The sequence below is a fragment of the candidate division KSB1 bacterium genome, assembly GCA_034506255.1.
Taxonomy (GTDB): Bacteria; Zhuqueibacterota; Zhuqueibacteria; order Zhuqueibacterales; family Zhuqueibacteraceae; genus Coneutiohabitans; species Coneutiohabitans thermophilus.
Window position 1 is genome coordinate 17,053 of the sequence record JAPDPX010000018.1, and the last position, 24,334, is coordinate 41,386.

At 59.2% G+C, this 24,334-nt stretch carries 18 protein-coding genes and 1 tRNA gene; 15 read left to right on the forward strand and 4 right to left on the reverse strand.

The features are described 5' to 3' along the window. Positions 1-67: 67 nt before the first annotated feature. The 4 genes from ONB52_22105 to ONB52_22120 are packed head-to-tail and all read right to left on the reverse strand — an operon-like array spanning position 68 to position 3,870. Positions 68-1,534: a HAMP domain-containing histidine kinase gene (locus ONB52_22105; GenBank protein MDZ7418828.1), complete on the reverse strand. Its 1,467-nt coding sequence runs from the start codon at positions 1,532-1,534 to the stop codon at positions 68-70. An 11-nt stretch (positions 1,535-1,545) separates the two neighbouring features. Further along, a complete protein-coding gene (locus ONB52_22110) occupies positions 1,546-2,052 on the reverse strand; it encodes a hypothetical protein (protein MDZ7418829.1) in 507 nt (168 codons plus the stop codon). 14 nt (positions 2,053-2,066) lie between these two features. Continuing rightward, positions 2,067-3,146, reverse strand: coding sequence for a hypothetical protein (locus tag ONB52_22115; protein MDZ7418830.1), 1,080 nt, complete (start codon positions 3,144-3,146; stop codon positions 2,067-2,069). 25 nt (positions 3,147-3,171) lie between these two features. Continuing rightward, positions 3,172-3,870: a response regulator transcription factor gene (locus ONB52_22120; GenBank protein MDZ7418831.1), complete on the reverse strand. Its 699-nt coding sequence runs from the start codon at positions 3,868-3,870 to the stop codon at positions 3,172-3,174. Positions 3,871-5,106: 1,236 nt separating this feature from the next. Between ONB52_22120 and ONB52_22125 the strand changes: the two genes are divergently transcribed. The 15 genes from ONB52_22125 to ONB52_22195 form a co-directional block, all read left to right on the forward strand. Next, positions 5,107-6,642, forward strand: coding sequence for a GspE/PulE family protein (locus ONB52_22125; protein ID MDZ7418832.1), 1,536 nt, complete (start codon positions 5,107-5,109; stop codon positions 6,640-6,642). Positions 6,643-6,647: 5 nt separating this feature from the next. Then, positions 6,648-7,862 carry a type II secretion system F family protein gene (locus ONB52_22130; protein ID MDZ7418833.1) on the forward strand — a complete coding sequence of 405 codons (1,215 nt, stop codon included), beginning with the start codon at positions 6,648-6,650 and terminating at the stop codon, positions 7,860-7,862. Positions 7,863-7,971: 109 nt separating this feature from the next. Beyond that, a complete protein-coding gene (locus tag ONB52_22135; GenBank protein ID MDZ7418834.1) occupies positions 7,972-8,742 on the forward strand; it encodes an A24 family peptidase in 771 nt (256 codons plus the stop codon). 150 nt (positions 8,743-8,892) lie between these two features. Beyond that, positions 8,893-9,348 carry a type II secretion system major pseudopilin GspG gene (gspG, locus tag ONB52_22140; protein ID MDZ7418835.1) on the forward strand — a complete coding sequence of 152 codons (456 nt, stop codon included), beginning with the start codon at positions 8,893-8,895 and terminating at the stop codon, positions 9,346-9,348. Next, positions 9,326-9,829, forward strand: a complete 504-nt coding sequence (locus tag ONB52_22145) for a prepilin-type N-terminal cleavage/methylation domain-containing protein (protein ID MDZ7418836.1) — start codon at positions 9,326-9,328, stop codon at positions 9,827-9,829. Before gspG ends, ONB52_22145 begins: the two co-directional genes overlap by 23 nt. Continuing rightward, positions 9,765-10,286, forward strand: a complete 522-nt coding sequence (locus ONB52_22150) for a hypothetical protein (GenBank protein ID MDZ7418837.1) — start codon at positions 9,765-9,767, stop codon at positions 10,284-10,286. Before ONB52_22145 ends, ONB52_22150 begins: the two co-directional genes overlap by 65 nt. Positions 10,287-10,580: 294 nt before the next feature. Further along, entirely contained in the window at positions 10,581-11,156 is a 576-nt protein-coding gene (locus ONB52_22155) for a prepilin-type N-terminal cleavage/methylation domain-containing protein (protein MDZ7418838.1), read from the forward strand. Positions 11,157-11,160: 4 nt separating this feature from the next. After that, positions 11,161-12,165 (forward strand): general secretion pathway protein GspK, encoded by a 1,005-nt coding sequence (locus ONB52_22160; protein ID MDZ7418839.1) that lies wholly within the window; start codon positions 11,161-11,163, stop codon positions 12,163-12,165. Further along, positions 12,162-13,739, forward strand: coding sequence for a pilus assembly protein PilM (pilM, locus tag ONB52_22165; GenBank protein ID MDZ7418840.1), 1,578 nt, complete (start codon positions 12,162-12,164; stop codon positions 13,737-13,739). The genes ONB52_22160 and pilM overlap by 4 nt, the downstream gene beginning before the upstream one ends. A gap of 471 nt (positions 13,740-14,210) precedes the next feature. Beyond that, on the forward strand, positions 14,211-14,741 hold the full coding sequence (locus ONB52_22170; GenBank protein ID MDZ7418841.1) for a hypothetical protein: 531 nt from the start codon (positions 14,211-14,213) through the stop codon (positions 14,739-14,741). A gap of 109 nt (positions 14,742-14,850) precedes the next feature. Next, positions 14,851-14,922 (forward strand) — tRNA-OTHER (locus tag ONB52_22175). Between the two features lie 15 nt (positions 14,923-14,937). Next, on the forward strand, positions 14,938-15,774 hold the full coding sequence (locus tag ONB52_22180; GenBank protein MDZ7418842.1) for a hypothetical protein: 837 nt from the start codon (positions 14,938-14,940) through the stop codon (positions 15,772-15,774). Between the two features lie 142 nt (positions 15,775-15,916). After that, complete coding sequence (locus ONB52_22185) at positions 15,917-17,560, forward strand: hypothetical protein (GenBank protein MDZ7418843.1); 1,644 nt, start codon at positions 15,917-15,919, stop codon at positions 17,558-17,560. A gap of 941 nt (positions 17,561-18,501) precedes the next feature. Further along, positions 18,502-23,088: a hypothetical protein gene (locus ONB52_22190; protein ID MDZ7418844.1), complete on the forward strand. Its 4,587-nt coding sequence runs from the start codon at positions 18,502-18,504 to the stop codon at positions 23,086-23,088. Positions 23,089-24,092: 1,004 nt separating this feature from the next. Next, positions 24,093-24,334, forward strand: a 242-nt coding sequence (locus ONB52_22195) for a hypothetical protein (GenBank protein ID MDZ7418845.1), incomplete at its 3' end; no start/stop codon positions are given.

The window sequence follows — 24,334 nt, forward strand, 5'->3', positions numbered from 1 at the left end:
GCCAACATGTGCTCCCCGATGAAGGTTGCACGACGATACCAGGCGTTTCACCGCAAGAAGGCATGGTTCAGCCCGGGCATGCGCAATTGGTATCTGGCGCCCGCGGCAAGCGGACTTCAAAAGTGCTGCCTTTTCCCGTCTGACTGACAACCTCGATGCTGCCGCCGTGCGCCTCGACGATGCTCTTGCAAATCGCCAGGCCCAATCCCACCCCCCTTGCTTGTGCGCACGCATTGTTGCCACGATAGAAGCGCTCAAAAACTCTGTCGCGTTCCTCCGCGGCAATGCCGATGCCGGTGTCCGTCACCCGGAGCACGAGGGTGTCCGGCGTGCTGTGGAGCGTGACGGTTATGGTGCCACCCTGGGGCGTGTACTTCACAGCGTTGTCGAGCAGATTGAACACCATTTCGGCCAGCCGGTTGGAATCGCCGCAGATCAGGCTGTCATTCGCGATCGCCGCCTCGAGGTGCAGACCCCTGGCTTTGGCGAGCAGCCGTGCCTGCCTGATTTGGCGCATGCAAATTTCCGCCAAATCGACGCCCTCCTGCATAAACACCAGGTTTCCGGCTTCGGCTTTTCCCAGGGTCAGAAGATTGTCGACGACCCTGGCGAGTTGTTTGGTTTCATCGGCGACAATGTGCAGCACTTCCTGATATTTCTCCGGCGAACGTTGCTGGCGGAGCACCAGTTCGATTTCGCCGCCGATCACGGTCAGAGGTGTGCGCAAATGGTGTGACACATCGGCGACAAAAATCGATTTCAAACGGTACAGTTCCTGCAGTTTTTCGTAGAGCGCGCGATATTTTTGCTGTGACTCCGCCAGGTGTTGATGGCGCAGTCGCAATTCCGCCATCATTTGATTGAAGGCGTCCGCCAGCCGGCCCACTTCATCACGCGAAGCCACACGCACTTCCCCGGCATAACTGCCTTTGGTGATGGTCTCGTGCATTTGCACCTGCAACTGTGAAATCGGCTGGGTGATTTGCCGCGCAATGGCGTTGATGAAGAACAACCCGGGCAGCAGCATCACCAGGGTGAACATCGCGGTGACCAGGCGATATTCGTGGGTTTGCCGGTCCACCTCGCGTGTGCTGTAGCCGAGAATGAGCCGGCCGGTGATTTTTTGCTCCTGGTCCTTGATGTCATGTGCAATGACGGTCGCGTGCGATGCGGCGGGCAGGACGGGCGGCCCGCTGGTGACCGAATCGAGGCCGGGAAGGCGCGCGGGGTTGTAGGTCGCGAGGTGTCTGCCGTTCTCGCTGAAGAGCATCAGGAACAAGATATTCGAGTCGCGCTGGATGCTCTCCATGGCGCTTTGCAAAATCCCGAAGTCGCGCTCCTGCAAAACGTGCAGCACCGCGACGGCGAGCAATTCCGCGGTACGCTGCGCCTCGCGGTTTTGCGCCTGCCGGAGCGCCTGTTTGTGCCGCTGCGGGAAATAAATCGAGGTCGCGACCAGCATCAGCACCAGTGCCGTGATCATCGGCGCGGCGATTTTCCAGCGCAGGGGCAAATTGGCGAAACAGGATGTCATGCCGCTGTTTCTTACTTGTTGGGGTGGCGTTTTTTTTCGCGCAAGGGATAGTGCGGATGGCGATAATCGTGGCCCTCGATTACCAGCGCGCGGACAGAATCGCTTTTGAGGGACGCAAACGTCTCCGCCGGCAGGAAACCGATGGCATTGTCGTGGGCCGTCAGGAATTTTAGGAACCGGTCGGGCGTGGAAAAGCTCCTGGGGGGCAGCACACGCTCGCCGGAAAAAATCAGCCGCAGCCAGTGTTTGCCGATGGCATAGGCGTTGGCATTATAAAGCTGCAGATAAAATGCGTCGCCGGCCGGCCCATACTCGACAATTTGCAGGGGATTTTCCGCGCGGCTCTCCATGGGCTGGCCTTTGAAAATTTTTTGCAAATCTTTTATGGCAAGGCTGTCGAGACGGCTGCGTGCGGGAACGACGATGACGATCTGCGCCGGGGCGTTTGTCGCAAGCAGCGCGGTCATCGTCATCACCAGCATCCAGGATTTTGCCGAAAAGAACTTTGCCAGCCGCATCTCCCGTTCCGTCTTTAGAAGATTACCGCCAGGGAGGTGATGGCTAGCATGTGATTGCGTCGGGGGGCGTTTGCGCGGCGCTGCCAGTGCACTTCGGCTTTGGCCACAGCTTGTTTGAGAATTTGCACGCTCGTGCCGACGGTAAGATCCTTTTCGCAGTCGTGTGGACGCCGGCGGTCGGGATCGAAAATATCATATCGAATCAGTACCGTTTGCCGGCCCAGTAGCTCGCGGGCCAGCTCGCCATAACAAGCGGTGGCCACCCTGTCCGCCGCCTGCGCCTGGCCGGTCGCCAGGCGGAACTGTGCCGCCTCTACACTCACGCGCCAACCGTTGAACTCCCCGCGAAGGTCGCCGGCGTGTGTGCTTTGCCGGGTGTGATATGCCAGGCCGTTTTTGTCAGTGTAGAAGGAATAGCCGAGCTTCAACCCCGCGGCGGGCAGTTCGGCGGTGAAACGCGCGCCCAGGCCTTTGTCGCCATTGTCGTCCTGCTCGAAGGCCTGCCGGCCACGGCCGTTGACGAGAATAAATTGATATTGCAGCGAGACGCTGCGAATGCCGAAGCTTCCCAGCGCCTGCACGCCGAGGGAAAACTTGGGATAAAATCGTTGCAGGTCGCCAAAAGGATTTTGGTGCTTGCCATAAAGCGATTGGGGCAAAAGCGACGTGTCATAGGCCGGCGCAGCGTCGTGAATTTCGTTGTAAATGCCGTAGGGGGTGAGAAATTTCCCCAGCAATAATTTCAGCTTTTCCGAGAAGGCATATTCGAACCAGGCGCGCTCCAGGCGAATGAAGCCGGCCGGCCGGTTGTCATACTCATCGTTCCCGGTGTCCGCGCCATATTCGAATTCGATTTCGCCGAAAACCCGCGCCCGTGCACCGAGCAGATAGTTGCCGAAAAGATTGAAATGATGCAGTCTGAAAGTGCCGTGCCAGCCCACGGAGTCCCGGTTGCTCACCTCGGCCTCAAAGGTCAGATAGCCGTGCGGGCCGATGAATTCCTGGCCCGTCGCCTCGTCTGCCGCCGGCAAAACGACGGCGAGCACCAGGATGGAAATCTGCAGGGGCGCAGCCAGGATTTTTTTTCCGCGCATCAGTCCACCTTGATTAAACCGCAGTTTATCGCGCTGCCTTCTGGTCGATCTCCAGCACCTTCATGACATAGCCGATGTTGCGCACGGTATGAATCAGCGGCCGTCTGGAACCGCAGTCCAATTTTTTGCGCAAATGATTGATGTAAACTTCGATGAGATTGGTGTTGGTTTCAAACAGCAGACCCCAGACATGCTCGGCAATCGCCGTGCGGGTCACGACATTGCCGGCGTTGCGCAGAAGATATTCCAGCAGCGCATATTCCCGGCTGGAGCAAAAAATCTTGTTGCCGCCACGCTGCACTTCTCGTTTCGAGGGATCGACCACCAGGTCGTCGAGCTTGAGCAGCGGCACCAACGGCGCGCTCGAAGTACGGCGCAATTGCGCCCGCATGCGCGCCAGCAGCTCGGCAAACGAGAACGGTTTGGTGAGGTAGTCATCCGCCCCGTTGTCGAGCGCTGTGATCAGATCGGTGGTGTTGTCTTTGACCGTCAGCATGATGATCGGCGTCAGCATGCCGCGTTCGCGCCACTGACGGCACAACTCCACGCCGCTGGCACCCGGGATCAGCCAGTCCAGCAGAATGAGGTCGTATTCATTGAGCGACGCCAAATACTCCGCCTGATGAGCATCGGCCGCAATATCTGCAACGTAGTCCGCTTCGTTTAGTCCTTTGCGAATGAATTGCGCCACCCGCGCTTCGTCCTCAACGATCAAGACGCGCATAGGGGTCTCCAATTTTTATTTGAAACTCACCCCGAATTGGGGGCCGCGCCCTGTTTTAATCTACGCCCCAATTCCATGGATTGCGCGCACCCCTTCACATAATTTCTTCAACATTACCACGAAAATGTCGGAGCGCAGGCTCCCCGCCTGCCTGCAGACAAGAGGTCTGCGCGACATTTTCATCGAGATGGGTGTGCAAATGCACATGGCAAATTACCACAAAAATACTTCTGCAAGACCCTTCAGGATCGGTGCCTGCAGGCACCACTACAAAAGTGCGTTTTTACTCTGATGGGTGCCGTGCGCGGCATGGGAATTATCCTGGAAAAACGATGATGACCGCGACAATTCTGTCGCGCCGCCATTCTGCCGCATTGTTTGCAGAAAAGGGGCTGCGTTAAACCCTCACTTCAGGCGGCTCCATTCTTTCGCGTGCAATTCGAATTGGGAATAAAAAGCAGAGGAAGGCAGCCGCATTCTCTGACGGAATGAATTTTCCCCCCCCAACCGTGTTCGAGCCTGTATCCGATGTTCTTCAAACAGTCCAGCTTTGTTTTGAACCGACGTAAAAATACGAGAGAAGGTCGCCGCCGGAAAATTCCCGGGTTTCCCCGGGATGTTTGCAGTTTTTGCCGTCAGGCTTGCTGCTGCGATTTGGGCAAATAGGCGGCCAACTGCCATTGGCTGCATCGCGTGAGGTTATCGCCGAACATTGCCGGGATCGGCGTGCCCAACCGCTTGTGCCGTCGATCAGCGCGGCAGGCCGCGGCATCATTCAGGCTGTGTGCAGGGAGCTGCGCGGGACACCCGCGGATTCACGCCGATTTTTGCGGATGTATTCCGGAAACGCGCGACATCATCTTTTCCCCGTGGTGTGGTGCCACCCCATGCAATCAGCAGTCACACCCGCGGCAGGGTGGGCACTTTTGCCTCTCGAAGGCGTGGGAGTCACGCACCAGAAAGGGATAAAAAACGCCTTCTGCATTGCTGCGCTCAAAACATACATTTTCCGGCGTGCGTGGCTGTTGGTCATGCAAACCCGCCGCCTGTCAAAGATAAATGAATTTTAATCCTGTTTTAAGGGGCATTTAAGGTGTATTGCAGTTATAGTACGCATGCATGACAGCCTCCAACGATATGAGACACAAACTTGTCAGCCTCTTGCCCCAGGAGCACCAGAGTGACCTGAGTATTGATTCACATGCGTCACTTGACCGTCGCTTGCCGCGCGAGGTTTTGCATCGACTCGTCGCCGGCGGGGTGCCGAGCGAGCGGCAGCCGCTGCGGGTTTCTCCGGAACTGCGCACGCTGATTCCCGCGGCCATGGCGTGTCGTTACAAAATTGTGCCGCTGGCCCGCAAAGGCGCGCGGTTGCAGATTGCGCTCGCTGATCCGGGAGACATCGCGCTGCTGGATGAAATTCGCTGGCTGCTGGGAACCGACCTCGAAGCTGTGCAGGCGGAGCCCGCCCAAATAGATGAGGGGTTGCGCAGCCTTTACGGGTTGGGAGCGGAGACGGTCGACCGTTTGATGGAGGAACGCGGGGACGGCGGGGTGGCGCTGGTCGTGTCATCGGCCTCGGATCTGGACAAAGAGGGCGACGACGCCAGCGTCATCCGCTTCGTCAACGAATTGCTGCTGGAAGCCTTTCGCGAGCGCGCCACCGATATTCACCTGGAGCCGTTTGCCGCACAGTTGCGCATCCGCTATCGCATCGACGGCATTCTGTACGACATCCCCGTGCCGGAGTCCCTGCAGCGGTTGCACGCGGCGATTGTCTCGCGCATCAAGATCATGGCCAACCTCAATATCGCGGAGCAGCGGCTGCCCCAGGACGGCCGGATCAAGGTGCGCACCGGCAATCGGGAGCTGGATTTGCGCATCTCGATTTTGCCCACGCCCTTCGGCGAAACCGTGAATTTGCGCATTCTCAACAGCCAACAAGTCACCCTCGGTCTGGAAAATCTCGGCCTGTTGCCGCGCGATCTGGCACGCCTGGAGCGTTTGCTGCAAAAGCCGCACGGCATCATCCTCGTCACCGGCCCGACCGGCAGCGGCAAAACCACCACGCTCTACGCGTGCCTCAACAAGCTCAATGAAAGCTCGCGCAAAATCATCACCGTCGAAGACCCCATCGAGTATCAACTGGCGGGCATCTCGCAAGTGCAAGTGAATCCCAAGATTGGTCTCACCTTCGCGCAGGGCCTGCGTTCGCTGCTGCGCCACGATCCGGACGTGATGCTGGTGGGCGAGATCCGCGATCATGAGACCGCCGAGGTGACGATTCAGGTGGCCATGACCGGGCATTTGGTGTTCAGCACGCTGCACACCAACGATGCGCCCGGCGCCGTCGCGCGGCTCGCCAACATGGGCATCGAGCCCTATCTCATCGCCGCCTCGGTGGAATGCATCATCGCCCAGCGCCTGGTGCGCGTGATCTGCCCGGAATGCAAAAGCGTGGAAGTCGGACACAACGGCAAGAGCGGGCTGGTGCGCCGGCTTATCCCGCACGACGCCCTGTTGTATCACGGGCGCGGCTGCAGCCACTGCAAGCAGACCGGCTATTGGGGACGCACGGCGATTTATGAGTTTCTCCTGATTGATGACGAACTCCGTGAGCACATCGTCAAAAAAACACCGGCCAATCAATTGCGCCAGATCGCGATCAACAAGGGCATGATCACCCTGCGACAGGACGGTCTGGAAAAAATCCGTCTTGGTCTCACGACGCTCGACGAGGTGCTGCGCGTGACCCAGGAAGCGGGAGACTGAACCCCATGCCTGTCTTTGCCTACCTCGCCAAAGCTTCGCCGACGGAGACGGTGCGCGGCGAGATGGCCGCCGAGAGCGCTGAAGCCCTGGCGGCGCGGCTGGTGACGATGGGGCTTTATCCCATTGACATCGCGGCGCAGGACGCACATGCCGTGCGAAACGGCAGCCTCCTGAGGCGCAATCGCAAACCGGGGCGTGCCGCTCTCATTTTTCTGACACGACAACTGGCCAACATGCTCGATGCCGGCATGACGCTGCACGCCGCGCTGCAGCTCCTGATCACGCAGTTGCCGGCGGAGGCCATGCAGCCCATCCTGCGCGATCTCGAGGCGCGTTTGCGCGAGGGCCAGCGCTTTTCCGAAGCCTGCACCGCCTGGCCCAAAGTCTTTTCGAAATTTTACGTGAGCCTGCTTCGTGCCGGTGAAACCGGCGGGATGCTGGAGCTGGTGCTCGATCACCTGGCGGAGTTTCTCGAAAAGGAAGAGGACGTCCGCAAGCAGATTCAGGCGGCGCTGGCCTATCCGTTGCTCATGCTCGTCCTGGGCATGATCACCATCGGCATCCTGCTCGCCTTCGTGGTCCCGCGCCTCGTCAGCATGTTCGATGAAATGGGGCAGGCACTGCCCCTGCCAACCCGGATCCTGGTGGCCGTTTCCAGCCTGGTTGCCCAAAACTGGCTGGTATTGCCGGTGGTGCTGGTGGTGTTGCTCATGGCCCTCCGGCGCATGTGGCGGCATCCCGGCTTCAGGGAGAAGCTCGACCACTGGCAGCTTCGTTTGCCGTTTTGGAACCAACTGCTGGTGCAGGCCGAGGTGGCGCAATTTGCGCGCACTCTGGGCGCTTTGCTGTCGCACGGCGTGCCCATTCATCGGGCCTTCGAGGTCGTGATTGCCGCCTGCAAGAATCTGATCTTGCAGCGTGAGCTGCAGCAGGCGGGTGAAGCCATCCGGCGTGGCGGAAAAATTGGCGCGAGCCTCGCCGCCAGCCGCCACTGGCCCGCGATCGTGGGACAGATGCTCACGATTGCCGAAGACACCAATCAACTGGAGCCCGTGCTCGGCAAAATTGCCGCCGCCGGCACGAAGGAGGTGGAACGCCGCGTGGCGCTGTTCACGCGCCTGCTCGAGCCGGCGATGATCATTCTCGTCGGTGCAGTCGTCGGCTTCATCGTGTTTGCGATGATGCTGCCGATTTTCCAAATGGATTTCGTCGTGCAGTAATTTTGCCGGGCGCCCCTGCACAGCATCCTCTCAGAATCCGGGCGCAGCGAAAAGAAGCACCGCAAGACATGACGACAAAACCCTGTTACCAAGTGGAGCAATGACCGGTATGCTGTCCGTGTGCTTGCTTTTCACCCTCGGTCTGCTGCTCGGCAGTTTTATCGGGGTGTGTGTGCATCGCCTGCCGCGCGGCAAGCCCGTCGTGTTCGATGTTTCACGCTGTGATCACTGCCGGGCGCGGCTGGCGTGGCGGCACAAACTGCCGCTGCTCGGATTTCTGCTGCTGCATGGCATCAGCCATTGCTGCGGGCGCCCGATTCCACGGCAGTATCCGCTTGTGGAAGCCGCCTCCGGTGTGCTGCTGTTGTTGTTGTACTGGCACGGCAGGGAAGCCGCCGTGTTTTTGCAAGCTGTTCTCTTTGTTGCCTTGCTGCTCACCGGGATGTTGATCGATCTCGAACATCGCCTCATTCCGAATAAAATCACCCTCCCGGGCATCGGCGCCGGATTGGCACTCGCCTTGTTGGGGCGACAGGTGGCATGGTGGGATGCGCTGGCGGGAATTTTTCTGTGCGGCGGCCTGCTTTATGGGGCGGGGTTTCTGGTCGAGAACATTTTCAAGAAGCCCAACGCGATGGGCGGCGGCGACATCAAATTTGCCGCGATGATCGGCGCGTTTCTCGGCTGGCAGCAGGGCTTGAGCGCCACACTGCTTGCGGCAGGCGCCGGCGCGCTGTTCGGCCTGGCGGAAATGATCAAACGCGGCGCGCAAGATGGCCCGGTTGAAATCCGTTTCGGCCCCTTTCTGGCATTCGGTGCCGTGGTCAATCTTCTCTGGGGCGCCAGGTTCTGGCAGTGGTATTTTTCCGTCTCGCCATAACGCGGCTTTCTGCCGCAGCCCAATCCGGCAACCGCGAATGACCGCGAAGATTTTTTGAACCGCCAAGCCGCAACAATTACCCGAACCCCCTGTCTTGTGGTTTCGCGCAGTTCCGAAGCAAAAGTCAGGTACCATAAACCGGAGGAGACGATGAAAAGCCGGCAAAACGAACAAGGCCTGACGCTGATCGAAGTCATGTTGGTCGTCATCATCCTCGGCATTTTGGTGGCACTGGTGGTGCCGCAATTTTCCGGGCGCACAGAGCAGGCGCGGCGTGCCGCGGCGGCCGCTGACATCAATGCCAATCTCGCCACGGCGCTGGAGATGTATCAATTGGACAACGGCGTGTATCCGACGACTGAACAGGGTCTGGCGGCATTGCTCCGCGCACCGGAGATTCCGCCTCTGCCACCTTCCTGGCAGGGACCCTATTTGAAGAAGAGCGGTGCGCTCAACGATCCCTGGGGACAGCCCTACATTTATCGCTGCCCCGGCGAGCACAATTCCGGGAGCTACGATCTGTCGTCCACTGGTCCGGACCGGCAAAGCGGCGGTGGTGATGACGTGAACAATTGGGATCAGGATGACTCGGGCAATCGGCAATGAGCGCGGGCTGACATTGATCGAGCTTTGCCTGACGCTGCTCATTCTCGGCTTGATCGTGGCAGCCGCCAGTCCGCGTCTTTCGCGTTCATATCGCCGCTTGCAATTGAAAACCGCGGCGGAAAGCATTGCGGACGAGATCCGCATGATTCAAAGGCGCGCCGAGATTTCCCAACAAGCCTGGCGTTTCATCATCCGGCCGGATGGCAAAAGCTATGCAGTGGAATGCCAGCACCGTGGCGAGTTTGCAGAGCCGCCGGCCACGGCGGCGACTGGTGCGCCGGAATGGGAGCCCGTCATCCGTCGCACCCTGCCCGCAGCGATCAATCTGGCGCCCGTCGCCTTCACGATTGAATGGACTGCCGATGGTGTCACGCCGCATCAGAGCCTGCGCGTCTGCGACGCAGAGGGAAATGCCTATGAAATCCGCATTGAAGAAAGCGGCCTTGCGCTGCACCCCACAGGCGAGAAGGCATGGCGCTGATTCCCGTGACAGCCCCGGGTGCGGCCGGCAATTTCTGCGCGGCAAGAGGCGGCTGCGAAACTCTGCCGGCTTTGCCCTCCTGCAAGCATTGCTGGCGGTGATGATCTTGTCGCTCGGTCTGGTGGCGCTGATGGCGGCGTTTCAGCATGCGTTGCGCCTCACCCAGCTTCGCCGGAACTGTCTCACGCCGGCGCGCGAATTGGCGGAGCAGGTGCTGGCAAATTTGGAGCGGGGAGCCTCGCTTGCGACTCCGGAAAACAACATGACCTGGTCGGCCGAACAAAACCGGTTGCCTTGCCAAATTAGCACCTCACCCTGGCCGGTTGTGCCGGGGTTGCAGCAAGTGCGGGTCGCGGTGAGCTGGATGGATCACGGCAAGCCCGGCACCGTGACACTCACCACGCTTTTACCCGATACCGTTGGGGCGCAGGCACATGCGGTCAATGCAAATCAATGAGACGGGAAATAGTCAGTGCCCAAAACAACAACGCTACAGGAAAAGAATGCTGAAACGCTGCAGCCGGCAGGCGAATCCTCCGGACGCTGCTTTGCGGGCGCATCGCCATCAAACAGAAAGGTGCCCGCAAAGACGGGACGCGTGCTGCGGGCGCAGATTTTTCTTTTGCTCTCCCCCGCGCCGCAACCGAATCAGCAGCCCCCGAGCTGGGCGGCCCGCTGCACGGTGGCTGAAAGAAAGTCGTGTTTCTGCCAAGAGTTTATTGCAAGGCCGTCACACGATTTGCATGGTCGTTTGACAAACACGCAGGGCTTCACCCTGGTGGAGACGCTGGTTGCGCTGACCATCTTCTCCATTGTTGGACTCACCGCGTTCGCGCTGCTGAGTCGCGCCCTGGCGGCGCACACGGCGGTCGAACGTGTCACCGGAGAATTGCGGCAGCGGCAGCAATCTCTCACGCTGCTCCAAAACGATCTGGCCGGCGCACAAAGCTTCGCGCTGGCGCCCTTTCAAGGCGCGTCCGACTCGTTGTGCTTTTCCAGGGTGGTCAAAAGGGCGGACGGCACCACCGCGCTCTGCCGCATCGTTTACCGCGTTCGTCCCGATTCCTTGTCGCGAGGCTGGCAGCTTGTGCGCACACTCACCGATTTTCTGGGCGGGAAAAAAACGAGGCTGTTGTTGACAGAATTGGCAGGGCTGCAGTTCCGCTATTGGCGCCGGGAAAAAGGTGGTGGCCGTTGGGTCGAGAACTGGCCGGCTGCCGGTGTCTTGCCGCCGGCGGTTTGCCTCCAGTTCACCCGCCAATCCGGCGGCCAATCTCTGCAACTCACGTATCCAATACGCACACATGACAGGACGATGGCGCAATAACCTGTTGGCTTCCCGTTTCGCACAGGAGCGCGGCACGCTTGCCGTGACCGCCTTGTGGATGCTGGCCCTGCTCACGCTGTTGGCCGCCGGCTTGATGCGCAGCACGCTGCTGGGTGTGCGTTCCGACACGCTCGAGATTCGCGCCACCCAGGCAGCCTGGCTCGCCCGCGCCGGCGTGCAACACGCGATTGCCATACTCCTGCAAGAGGCGAGAAAAGACTCCTCCTGCGACGCGCTGAGCGACGCCTGGGCGCAGAATGAGGCGCTGTTTAAGCACGTTGCCTGCGGCGAAGGATTTTTTGAAATCGCCCATCTGCCGCCGGAGGATTCGCTCGGGCGAAAGCCGGTTTACGGTCTGGTTGACGAAAACCGCAAACTCAATCTCAACCGCATGCCGGCCGACATCCTCCTGCGCCTGCCGGGAATGAATCCGGAGAAAGTGGCCGCACTGCTCGATTGGCGTGATGCGGACAACCTGCCGCACGAGGGCGGTGCGGAAGATTCGTATTACATGGCACTGGCCTCACCCTACCCCTGCAAGGATGGTGATTTGGATTTTGTGGAGGAGCTGGCACTGGTGCGCGGTTTCACCGCGGAGGATGTCCAACGGCTGTCGCCCCTGGTCACGGTTTACGGCGACGGGCGGGTCAACCTCAATACCGCACCGGCGGCGGTTTTGGAGGCACTCGGCCTGCCGCGGGAGCTGGCACAAAGAATCGTGAAGCGGCGCCGCGGCGCGGACGGCAAACCCGGCACCGCGGACGACATCATCTTCAAAGATGCCTCTGCCATCGTCAGCGTTTTGCAACAGCAGGAGGCGTTGACACCGGCGGATCAAATGCTGGTCAACCGGCTGGTGGCCGAACAACTGCTGGGCGTCTCTTCCACACATTTCACCATTTCCGTGGTTGGTGTCACGATGAACGGACAGGCCCGGAAACGGATTACCGCAACGGTGCAGCGGGTGAACCGTGAGCGGGTCAAAATTCTCAACTGGCAAGAGCTGTGAAGACCTTCTCGTTCACCGCCAGGCTCCCCGACGAGCTGAAGGAGCAACTCCATGAGTTGTGGCCGCAGCCCCGGCGTTTTGTCGCGATTGAATTTGAACGCGGGGTGTTGAAATTCCTCATGATCGCGGGCCGTCCGGATCGCGAGCAGGTGCGCTATTTGAAAGTGAAATTTCTTTCCTCGGACAAGCATGAAGAAATTCTCAAAACCCTGCGCACCCACATGCAGGCGATGGGGTTGCCGCGCGGCGCGCGCGTCACGATCACCGTGCCCCAGCAGGACGTGCATGTCAAGCTCTGGCGGCTGCCCAGCCAGGACCCCGCAGAGCTGCGCCAAATGATCCGCTTTCGCCTGCAAAAAGAGATTCCACTGCCGATGGCGGACATTGTGTTCGACTATCGCCCGGTGGCGCAGGAGGCCGACGGCCACACCAGGATTCTGGTGGTCGTGGCGCGCCGCCAGAAAGTCGAGCATTACTCACGGTTGTGCCGGCAGGTGGGTTTGGTGGTGGAAGCCGTGCGCTTGAGCGGCGAGGCCACCTATCATGAATTTCGCAAGACCTTGCAGGCGTTGCCCGAACTGGCCTCGCAGTGTCTGGTGTTGGTCGATGTGGATTTTGCCGCGACCACCGTCAACATCATCGACCGCGGCAATCTGGTGTTTTGCCGCAGCCTGGCACGAAGCGTCAGCGATCTGATGGATCGCCTCACCGGGCCGTCCGCCAAACACGCGTATGTGGAGTGGATCGACGAGCTCGCCAGCGGCGTGGCAGATACCATCGCTGCATTTCAGCGACATGGTTGGCATGCGGCGTCCCAGCATGTGGTTCTCACCGGCTGGCTGCCGCAGGTGCGGGCCATCGGCGAGCGGTTGACGGATCATCTCGGCCTCACTGTCAGTTGGTTCGATCCGACCATTCCCCTGACAGCAACCGCGCAGACCGAAACGGAACTCACCACGCATCGCTGGTTCTCGATCGCGGCACTGTTGGGAATGGTGGAGAAGAACGGCCAGTCGCTGATGGATTTGCGGCCGGAAGCAGAGCGCCAGTCGCTGCGCCGGCGCGAGTTGCGGCGGCAATTGACCTATTTGGCGCTGCTGACCGTCTACCTGCTCGTGCTCATATGGGGCACCCTGACGCTGACGCTGCACCGGCGCGAGGCCAGGCTGGCGCAGCTTCGCCAGGAAATTGCCACCCTGCAACCGCGCGTCAAAGCGATCAAGCGATGGCAGCAGGCGCGCGAAGCCATGGCCAAACAGTTGGGCACGGATTTGACCGCAGCCGTGGTCGCACAAGTGCTCGAAGTTTTGCCCGCCGGCATCGAGTTGAATTCGCTCACCTTTGCACGCGGCGACGGCCTGCTCGTGCGCGGGACGGCCGGCAGTCTGGCGGAGGTGTTCGATCTGCCGCAATTCCTGGCGCCGCAGCCGGCTTTGGGCGAATGCGTGATTCACTCCGCCAACCGTCGCAAACAAACCGACGGAACCGAAATCGTGGAATTCGAGATGAAGATCGATTTGCAGACTCCGGACAAATCGGCAACCCACAACCCGGATGATTTGCCGCCCCCTTGAGCGCACACCGATTGTTCAAGAGGCGCCAGCGGAACACAGGTAACCGCCCACGCGCAGCGCCCGGGAACAAATGAAAGTTGGCCCGGCGCATATTTGCAAAGGCGCGATGACATCCCTTGCGCTAGGCGCCGGTCCCGACCGGTTGATTTCCGGGACGCCGGCTTTTGCTTTCTCTCTGCGATTGTTTGCCGGTGTGAAAAGGATCGAGTCGATGTGGGGGCAGTTCAAGCCTCCGGCATGGCAAAACTCTTCCGGCAAATATTTTCAACCGCGCCACAACACTGATGAAGGCTGCTGCTTTCCCGGCACGTCCCTGGGCACACGTTCATGATCGTCTCTGCCGGGTCGTGATGTGTCCGCCCGGGGTAAAATGATTTGAGAGGAGGGCGCCAGTCTGGCATTTTACCCGCGGCAGTGCAACTTGCCCGTGATCATTCTGCCCGTGACAGCGTTTCCGATATGCACAGACCTTTGACCTCACGTGAAAAACTGCTCGCCGGCCTGGCGGCGGGCATGGCTGCGCTTTATCTGCTGGTGGCATTCTTCCTGTCGCCGCTGCTCCACCGCATGCAAAGCATCGATTTGGAGTTGGCGGCCGCGCGCGCGGCACTCACACACCTGCGGAACGTCGTGCGCCTGGCCGAAAACATGACGGATGCCGGCCCGGCAAGCAGCGAGATGACCCCGGGCAACACCCCGATCGTCGCGCTGCTGCGCGACATTGCTGCAAGTGCGGGGCAGGGTGTGGCCATTCGCCGTTTGCGGCCGATGCCTGCAACGTCGATGGCGCGACCGCCAGGCGACGGGCACCGTGCCGCCGACACGTTCACCAATCTGCAGGTGCAAATCGATTGCACCGGGCGGTTGCCGGATTTGATGGCGTTCTTCGAGCGGCTGGAGAGCGGCAATGATCTCACACGCCTCCGACATTTTTATCTGACCCCGGAAAGCGGCGGCCAGCTTCACTGCCAGCTCATCGTCATGCGGATGGTGGCGTGGTGAGCGGCTTTGACCGCCGGTTGCATGCACTGGCATGCCCCGCCACCTTGCTGCATGCCCTTTGCTTTTGGGTGCTGCCTCCCCCGGCTCGCGGGGCAGCGCCAAAAAACATGGACGATTAGCTCAGTCAGGCAGAGCACTGGCTTACCCACCAGGGGCGATGGTTCGAATCCATCATCGTCCAACACATAGAAACCGAATGAAAAAGACTTCGACAGGCAAGATGGGATTACTCGCCAATTTGAATCACGGCCGGCATGACAGCGCGGGCGAACTGACGCCTGCGGGTGCGAATGGCGGGAAAGAAGGCGGCAGGATTCCAAAATTTTCAAAACCGGATTGGTTTACACGACGTGCCTGGCGGGAGGCGCCGCTGACATGCCTCAATCAGGTCCTGCGGCTCGGCTGTGTGTTGCTGACACTGGCCGCGCCGTTTTACCTGTTGTGGTATGATGCCGCGGTTGTCGACACGCTGGCGGCGGGCGGGCGAAATGCCTCGCGTTCCCAGTCGGACGCCACCGGCGCATCACCGGCAGCCGGGGAGGGGCAAGACGCGTCCGAGGCTGAAGCGGACGCTGAAGAAGCCGGTGAAGATTGGATCGATCAGGAATTTTCTTCCTCCGCCGATTCCATGATGAACGCCGCTGTGACCGAGGAGGAAGACAGCGACTCTGCCTCCACTGCCGCAGAGCAGGTGAGCGTCACGACACTCGCGCTGCCCCAACCGACCGTCGTCGCCACCCCGCTCAGCCCCTACGCTGCCATCGCCGCCCGCCGGCCTTTTTTTCGCACAGGTGTCGCAGCGCAGGCCTCGGCGCCGCTGGGTGCCGGCGAGGCGACGGACCTGACCCAGCGCTATCTCGTCGTCGGCATCCTGATGGGGCAAACACCCCGGGCCATGATCCGCGACCGCGGCAGCAACAGCGCAATGGTCGTTGCGAAAGGCCAGAGCCTGAATGGCTATCGCGTGCAGGAAATCCTGGCGGACCGCGTCATCCTGGAGTTGAATGGCCAGGTGGTTGAGCTGAAGATGTGACTGCAAACCCTGCCGCAACCCCGGCAGGCGTTGACGAACCGGGGTGTGGCGGCTCCGGAGAGCGTTGGTGCAAATGCAATCTCGTGGACTCCCCACACACGGAAGAATACCTGTGAACCTTACCAGCACCCGGACTCTGCGCATGGCGTCCGGGAAAATCACTGTCGTGCTTCTCAGCCTGTTGTTCGTCGCCGCCGGTGTCTTGCCGGCCCAGACACCCAATGGCCGGCAGCACAGAGTCAGCCTGCAGTTTCGCAACACCGATGTGCAGGACATTTTCACGCTGCTGGCGAGCGAGGGCAATCTGAAAATCGTGGCCAGCAAAGCGGTGCAGGGCGCATTGACGCTGTTCGTGGAGGATATCGGTGTGCTGGAGGCGCTGGATTTGGTGGTGGAGATGCTGGGTTTTGCCTACTATCAGGATCACGGCATCATCCGCGTGGTCACGGCGGAGGAATACCAAAGCCGTTTTGGCAAACCCTTCAAGGAGCGGATCAAAACCCGGGTGGTGAAGCTGCATCACGCCAATGCCGAGCAGGCATTGAAAACGGTGTATCCGCTGAAATCCAAAGACGGCAACGTGATTGCCGATGCGCGCAGCAACAGCTTGATCCTCGTCGATCTGCCGGGGGTGCTGGCCGACATGGATTCGGTGATCCGGCAGGTCGATGTTCCGCTGCAGACGCGCACGTTCAATCTCAAATACATACCGGTGCAAAGCGTGGGCGAGCTCGTCAAAACGATGATTTCCGCCGGCGGCAGGATCGAGATGGCGCCGGCTGCCAATCAGCTCATGGTGATTGACGCCGCGGAGCGCCTGCAGCGGGTGGCGGAATTTATTCAGGAGGCCGATGTTCCAGCCGCCGATAATTTGCAAATTTTCACTGTGCAGTACGCCAAAGCCGAGGAGGTGGCGGCCAAGCTGAAGGAAGAACTGACGCCCGGTGTGGGGTCGGTCGTGGCGGACAAGGCGACCAACAAGCTGTTCGTTCGCGATCTGCCCGACAATTTCTCCCACCTCGAAAATTTCATCAAGGCCCTGGATCAAAAAACCCGGCAGGTGTTGATCGAAGCAAAAATCATTCAGGTCGTTTTGAACGACAATTTTAAAATGGGGGTGGATTGGGAGGCCATCAGCTCGAAAATCGGCGGGGTGAGGCTCGAGTCGCCGTTCCGGATTCTGGCGGACACCGAGGCGGGAGGGCGCGCACGTGCCTACGGCCTCACCTCCGACACGGGAACGTTGTCCGGTCTGATTGAAGCGCTGCGGGGAGTCGGCAAAACCGATTTGCTTTCCAATCCCCGCATCACCTGTGTCGACGGCGAGGAAGCGCGCATCCTGGTGGGCAGCACCATTCCCTACAAAACCATCGACACCCGCGAGGATCAGGGTGTGCTCAAAACTTTTGAAAAAGTGACCACCGTGGAAGTCGGCATCAAGCTGAACGTCACGCCCATCATCAACGAGGATCGCTTCATCACCATGAAAATTCGTCCGGAGGTCAGCGAGGTCGGCAGTTTCATCGACAATCTGCCGGTGATCGACAAATCAGAGTCCGAAACCACGGTCATGGTCAAGGATGGCGTGACCATTGTCATCGGTGGCTTGATCAAGGATCAGAAAATCGTGAGTGAGAATCAGATCCCGCTGCTGGGAAGCATACCGGGGCTGGGCTTTTTGTTTCGCAGTAAAAGCACGCGGCTGGTGAAAACCGAGCTGGTGATACTGCTGCAACCGCAGATCATCACAGGTGACGAAAACATAACCGGCGGGAATAAAAAGTGACGGTCCGAAAGGAAGGGCTGAATGAATTTTAATCCAGTGAACCAGGAATTAATGTTGCAGCCAGCCGGGCTGTCGCGTATTCTTCTCGCGTGCCAAAGAAGAGGACACCATCTGCAAATGCGAAGCGCATGCTGACTCGCGCACCGGCGTGTCAGCACGAGTCTCTTCCGCAACACGTTCTTTCCGGACGGGATTGCCGCCAGGGGACGGCAGGCAACACCGGGAGACGGCCGCGTTTTATCGCGGCGTGGCGCGGGTGCGGCTGTCTGGCTGTGGTGTCTCGCTGGCCATGCGCTTTAAGCTGCGCTGTCCGGCAACTTTTGGAGTCCCGGCTTGCCGGAGCTCACAGGTCGTGCAGCGGGAGGGCAGGAGTGTCCGGGCACTGGCAGAGACAGCGTGTTGCCGGCGGGCATTTTTGCCCAGCCGTCACGCACCGGGTGCCCGCAATCTCGTGAGTTGGCGGGGATGCCTGAGTAAATTTTAATCCACTTGAACACGAATTAATCGCGCACGCGCACCACACCTCATGTAATCTGACCGTGTCATACAACGGGCTACCCACCTCACTGCCCTGCGACATCACAACACCTCACGCGAATTTTTGACTTTTCATACATCAGCCGGAAAATAACTGTTGCCCGCGCCCGGCTGGCGGGGGACATTCGAACAGTCAACATCATTGGAGGTGCCGGGTAATTGCTTCAAACAAAACGCGACGAGTCCTGAAATTGGGCCAGCCCAAGACTCGTCCGGCAGGAATCGCTGTTTTTATTGTCAGGCTGACCGAAGGCTGGATGTTTCCCACTCCCGCACACAAGCCCTGACACCTTTTCAAGTCCGTCACATCATCAGGGGAAAGGTTGTTGCGCGAGACAATTCACAACACTGGAAACGGACAATCTTCCAATCACGCATCACTTAACACTGAGAAGGAGCGTCTTATGAGGCGCGAGCATTTTCAGAAAGCCTCCAGGTGTTTGCTTGGTGCGATTATGGGATTGATCGCAACTGCCGGTCTCAGTTATGGACAGACAGTAACCATCGGCGGCAACATTTACACCGGGGCAAAGGACGCGAGCGGAAACCCGATCTACGCGCCCAATCCCGCAACCCCGCCGATCACCAATGCCACCGTGATGGTGCAAAACCAGCACTCGGGCGGCGCGTTCATCACCTATGGAACCGTCACGGGCAATTCCTGGACGGCCACCGTGCCGGCGCCCGGGGATTACGTCGTGATGTTCAGTGCCCCCGGCCATGACAACACCAGCCGCGAATTCACAGTGGACGCGGCTGGCAATGTGACGAACCCCAACGGCACCGGTGCCATGCAGGATGCCTATCTCCCGCCCCTGCCTTTGCCTTTGGCAAACCTGCTGGTCTACGTATTCTATGACAACATCGTTAATGGCGAACCGGACGTGGGTGATGGCGATGAGCCGCTGAATGGTGTCACCGTTTATGTCAGGGACGAGGAAGGCAACCTTCTGGCAACCGGTGTGACCGGCTCACAAGCCACGATCACAACGACCGACAATCCGCCGGTGGTCATTACGGATACCCGCGGCTATTATTATTTCACCGGTCTGCCACCGGGTGAAGTGGTGGTCACGACCGATCCCTCCACGGTGACCCAGGCGGCGAATCCGCACATCACGTTTGACAACCCCAATGACGCGACCCGCGGCTGGTACCTCAACTACACCGAAGAGGGCGGGCCGGCCTGGGACCCGAAATTGATGCCCGGTGATCCCGGCACCGAAGCCGGCGGCTTTCTGATTTGGCACAGCTACGTTGAGAAGCTCGACCAGATCAATGCCAGCAACGTTGCCAAACGTTTTCCCGCCAGCACCACGCTCGCAAACGCGGGCAGCATCAGCGGCACGCTGGTTGACGCGGACAAGGCCAACCTGGATCCCGCCGAGCCTTTTCCCATTCCGGGTGAGGACCATCCCGGCGTGACCCTGAATGATCGCGTACCCGACGGCCTGGTCATTCTCTTCACCGATGATGAGACCATCAAACCGCATCCGGTTGCCACTGTCGAACCGGATCCGGTGACGGGCGACTTCACGTTCGTCAATGTCCCGCCCGGCAGATACAAGATGATGATGTTTGACAAGCCATTGGATTACATCTGGACGCAACAGCAGGTGACGGTCGCGCCGAATCAAGCCGTGACCTTCCCGCTCAATTCCTTGCTCGTTCCGCGTTTCTTTGCGCGGGTTCGGGGTTATGTCTATGACAACTCCACCAACCTGCCCATGCCCGGATTGAACGTCCATATCCGCTACAAGGACGGCAGCATCCAGAAAACCGAGACCACGGATGCCAACGGCTGGTATAATCACGACGACATGCCGGAGATCGAGGTGATCGGATACGTGGATGTCGAAATGCCGGCCAATTATCGCGGGACAATGAGAACGGAGACGTTCTATCCAGGCGGGAAGGATCCGGGCCACCCCAACTATACTCTCAAGCCTCCCATCAACGTGACCTTCAATGCCATGAACCGCTATGTCCAGTGGTTGACGGCAAACTACCAGGCTGATCTCTATCTGGAGCCGATTCCGTCCACCGAAGGTGACATCCGAGGCTTCGTTTTCAACGACCATCTCGCCACCGGTACCTGGGTTGGTGATGGTGTTTATCAAAAGGACGAAGAGAGAGTTTTTGAGGGCGTGACTGTCCAGTTGTGGGATGCCACGGGCACGACCCTGCTGCAAACCACGACAACGGGCGCGTTCAATAAAACTGCAACCCTGAACCAGGGATGGCACGAACCCTACACCTGGCCGCCCGATGAGATTGGCGGTGTGTTCGTCGGCCCGCTTCCCGGCTATTATGAGTTCAGGGGATTGGCGCCGGGCAGCTACAAAGTGAAAGTGATTCCGCCGGCGGGTTTCTCTCCCTCACCGGTCGGCTCAGACTTCGTTACAGTGACGGTCACCGGTGGTCTGGGCACGGAGCAGAATTTCGGCATCAACACGCTGGTGCCTTTGGCAGGCGAAATCGAAGGCGGTGTCTTCGACGATGTCAACATTGATGGACGCGGCGGTGAGTTTACCGCGGATCCGGGCGATGCGACAAGCTTGCTGTTCGCGGAAAAGGCGGGAATTCCGGGAGCCCCGGTCGGTGTTTACGATCATCTCGGCTACCGGCTGGGTGCCGGCTATATGGGCAATCCCCTGTGCTTTGCCGGCGCACCGGCGGGCCAATGCCCGGCGGGCGAGGAGCCTGTGCAAAAGCCCGAGGTGGAAAGGCGTTTTGCTCCGGGCGTGCACAGCTATCTGGGCAATGATCCAACCCTGCCCGGCTATTGCCCGAACTATCTGCCGATGGCTCTGCCTTATGAATTCGGCCAGGGAAAATACAAGTTCGAGGCGGACTGGTCGCTGATTCCCACTGCGGTCGCACCCTTTACCAGCGGATGCAATGTTGACCCGCTCATCAATCCAAATGAGCCGGTGATTATCGTGCCGCCGGCTCCGATTGGCGCAGCGACGAAAGACCGGCATGCAGTGACTTCCGTTGTTACGCTGACGCCGGGCCAAATCTACCGGATCAACGGGCACAACTTTGGCGACCGCCAGGGCTATTCGACCGTGACCCTGGCGGGCCAAAAGCTCAACATCAAGAATTGGACCGACACCTACATCGATGTCGTCATTCCAAACAGCGCGGTCAGCGGTCCACTCGTGGTCGCGACATCAACCGGAATTTCCAATGCGCTGCCGGTTGAGATCAACTACAAGCCCAGTCGCGCCTCCTACATGTCCGCACGTTCGGTGTATGTCGATGCCAATTACACCGGCGTGTCGGATGGCAGCAAGCTGCGCCCGTGGAAAACGATCGAACAGGCGCTCAGCCATTTGCCCCTGGCGAAACCGCGCTATGTCTATGTGGCGGCCGGCACCTACTACAATGTCCACGCGAAGATCAAAGCGAATAATGTCCATCTCATCGGCGCGGGCCCCCATGAGACCATTCTCAGCGGCCTGCCGGATCCTGCGCAAACGGCCAGCGCCCATCCTCGCGCTCAGGGTAACTTTGGCTATGGCCCGGTCATCCAAATCGGCAACGGCAAGACCGGCAGCGTGAAGAGCATCAGCATCAGCGGTTTCACCATCACCGGCGGCACGGTGAAAGACGACATCGGGGCCGGCATTTTCGGTGACTATCACAACGAAAAAATCGTCATCAACACCTGCATGATTTACCGCAACGGCGGTTATTACGGCGGTGGCATCTGGTTCCATCGCTCCAACCACAATGTCTCGATCTTCTCCAACATGATCGCCGAAAATGGCAACTATGGCGGCTATGGCGGCGGCATCAGTGTCAACGACGAGCCCGATGAGTACGAAGAACCGCACAGCCAGCCGGAACACGTCAAGGATGACTTCTATGCACAACCGCTTGAAGAGGGTGAGTACAAAATCTACAACAACCTCATCTATCACAACTACTCACCCGACTACGGTGGCGCCATCACGCTGTACGAGATCAAAGACAAGCTTTTTGTCTTTGGCAACATGATCGTCGAAAACAAGGCCGAGGATCATGGCGGCGCGATCTTCTTCGAAGAGTGCGGGCCGGTGGAGCTCTACGGCAACGTCTTCCTGCGCAACTGGTGCTATGACGACGGCGGCGCCGTCAGCTTCGAGGACGTCGGAGACACCCTCTCCCATGTCAATATCTACAACAACCTCTTTGCCGAGAACATTGCCGATGACCATGGCGAAAACACCGCCCGCGGCGGCGCCCTGGCCTTCGACGACACCTTCTACGGCAAAGTCTACAACAACACCTTCGTCGGGAATATTGTTGCCGGCAACAATCATCCCGCCGGCGGCGCCATCGCCAGCGAGCGCAACGGACACGAGTACAATCACAACGATCCCGACGGTTCCTACTACGTCGCTCCCGGATACAGTGATCCCAGGATCTACAACAACATCATCTGGAACAACTGGCGCCTGGAATACAGCCAGCCCAATGAAGGGGGTGAAGAAGAAGATCTGGATTACACCTGGGGCGAGAACTATGTGTGGACGCCGGACGAGCTGCATGTGGATAATCCCGCGCTGAATCAGCCCTGGGAGACCCACAACAACTCGGAAAGCTTCACCTATGTCAAGTACAACGACATCCGTGGCGGATATACCAGCGGCGCGGGCAACCTCAATGTCGATCCCCTGTTCGTGAATCCAACGGCACTGGATTGGCATTTGCAGGCCGGCTCGCCGGTGATCAGCCAGGCCACGGCTTCCGGCGCGCCGCTGACGGATCTGGACAACCGCCAGCGGACGATCTCACATGGCATGGTCGATATGGGTGCCTATGAGTGGTTCAACACCTCACTCAGCATCGTTCGCGTTCCCACCGGCATTTTGGGCATGGTCAAGGTACCCACGCCCGGCAGCACCTCTCTCTATTCAACCTCTGCCATGAGCGCGAAATCCTTTGCCAGGGCGAAAAATGGCGTGGGCAAGCTTGCCAAGCCTGTGCAGTCGCACAAATAGGCCTTGCTCTCCGCCAATCGGAGTATGAGGCGTTACACCCGAAAGGGGCGGGCCGTTCGGTCCGCCCCTTTTTGTTCATGTATCTCTCTTCGGAATCCTGTCACACTCAGAACTTGTCCGACAGTCAGTGAACTGATCCGCAGCTCCATCGCTGCTGACAGCCCTATCTCGGGCCGGCTTCCAGGCAACAAGTCACTCGCATTTGTTCAAAACCCTTTCCGGTCATGTCGCCGGCAACAACACCGGCTGCAAAAACCCCGGCACAGGCCGGCATTACGCAATCAGCCGAAAAACGGAAGACGTCCCCCGAGCGATTTCATTTCGGCCCATGGAACAAGGGGCCGGGCGGGGCACAGCGTTGCGAACTTGGGCTCATGTCCAAATACCACTGTCTCAAAGTCTCCTCCCACAATCCCCGACAAGTCATGTTGACCAGCAAGGCAATTCACGCGATTTCTTTGCGATCAAGTGGATTGGTGGCTATATCTATACACCAATTCCATTTGAATGTCGTGAAAAGCCAAAGCCCCGAGTGATCCCACCGGGCCTGCGCCAACTTTCGTGATTGCCGCCGGCATGAGTTCGATGGCGTTTCCTCGTTGCACTCTGCCATCAGCCGGCTGGAAGACCACGCTGTCCCGGCCCACTGAACGATACTTTTTTGACAAACAGTTTTTTTGACTTGAAATTTTTCCGCGCCACCGTATATTGTTCCGCGTCATTGACGAAACAGTGAGAGTTTCGATCAACTCATGGGGAAACAGAAGCGCCCGGTATCCTCTCTGGCGACCGTCCGCTTGTGCCATCCCGACCAAATTCAGAGCCCGCTTGAGCAGAGAGGTCGGAATGTCCAAAGGTCTCCGCGTCATAAATCGCCCATTTTGCGACAGGTTTGACAGGGCTGCCTGCGTCGCACTCCAAATTCTCCCGCCAATTCCACATCACAGCTTATTGCACAAATCACGCATTACTTTCTCTCATTGCCATCAGTTCATCCAAACAGAATGTCCCGTTCCGTGCCGGAGCTCCGGCATCACCTGGTCGCGCTGCTGGGCCGCACGCCGCAGGTGTTGACCGAAACATTGTATGCCCTGTGTGTGCAACAAGGCGTGCCGATTGGTATCCCCTCGGTGAACCGCATCTTTCCTCTGGGTGAATCGCTGCGTATCTTTGCGCAAAATTCACCAGGAGGAGTCCCATGTGGTCTCGCAGACGGCGGGTGTGTCCCGCGGCGCGTCTTGCCCTC

Coding starts and splice junctions, on each gene's coding strand:
- ONB52_22110 (MDZ7418829.1), bottom strand. CDS start 2,052: ATGCGGCTGGCAAAGTTCTTTTCGGCAAAATCCTGGATGCTGGTGATG.
- ONB52_22115 (MDZ7418830.1), bottom strand. CDS start 3,146: ATGCGCGGAAAAAAAATCCTGGCTGCGCCCCTGCAGATTTCCATCCTG.
- ONB52_22185 (MDZ7418843.1), top strand. CDS start 15,917: ATGGCGTCCGGGAAAATCACTGTCGTGCTTCTCAGCCTGTTGTTCGTC.
- ONB52_22150 (MDZ7418837.1), top strand. CDS start 9,765: ATGAAATCCGCATTGAAGAAAGCGGCCTTGCGCTGCACCCCACAGGCG.
- ONB52_22130 (MDZ7418833.1), top strand. CDS start 6,648: ATGCCTGTCTTTGCCTACCTCGCCAAAGCTTCGCCGACGGAGACGGTG.
- ONB52_22120 (MDZ7418831.1), bottom strand. CDS start 3,870: ATGCGCGTCTTGATCGTTGAGGACGAAGCGCGGGTGGCGCAATTCATT.
- gspG (MDZ7418835.1), top strand. CDS start 8,893: ATGAAAAGCCGGCAAAACGAACAAGGCCTGACGCTGATCGAAGTCATG.
- ONB52_22190 (MDZ7418844.1), top strand. CDS start 18,502: ATGAGGCGCGAGCATTTTCAGAAAGCCTCCAGGTGTTTGCTTGGTGCG.
- ONB52_22105 (MDZ7418828.1), bottom strand. CDS start 1,534: ATGACATCCTGTTTCGCCAATTTGCCCCTGCGCTGGAAAATCGCCGCG.
- ONB52_22145 (MDZ7418836.1), top strand. CDS start 9,326: ATGACTCGGGCAATCGGCAATGAGCGCGGGCTGACATTGATCGAGCTT.
- ONB52_22135 (MDZ7418834.1), top strand. CDS start 7,972: ATGCTGTCCGTGTGCTTGCTTTTCACCCTCGGTCTGCTGCTCGGCAGT.
- ONB52_22180 (MDZ7418842.1), top strand. CDS start 14,938: ATGAAAAAGACTTCGACAGGCAAGATGGGATTACTCGCCAATTTGAAT.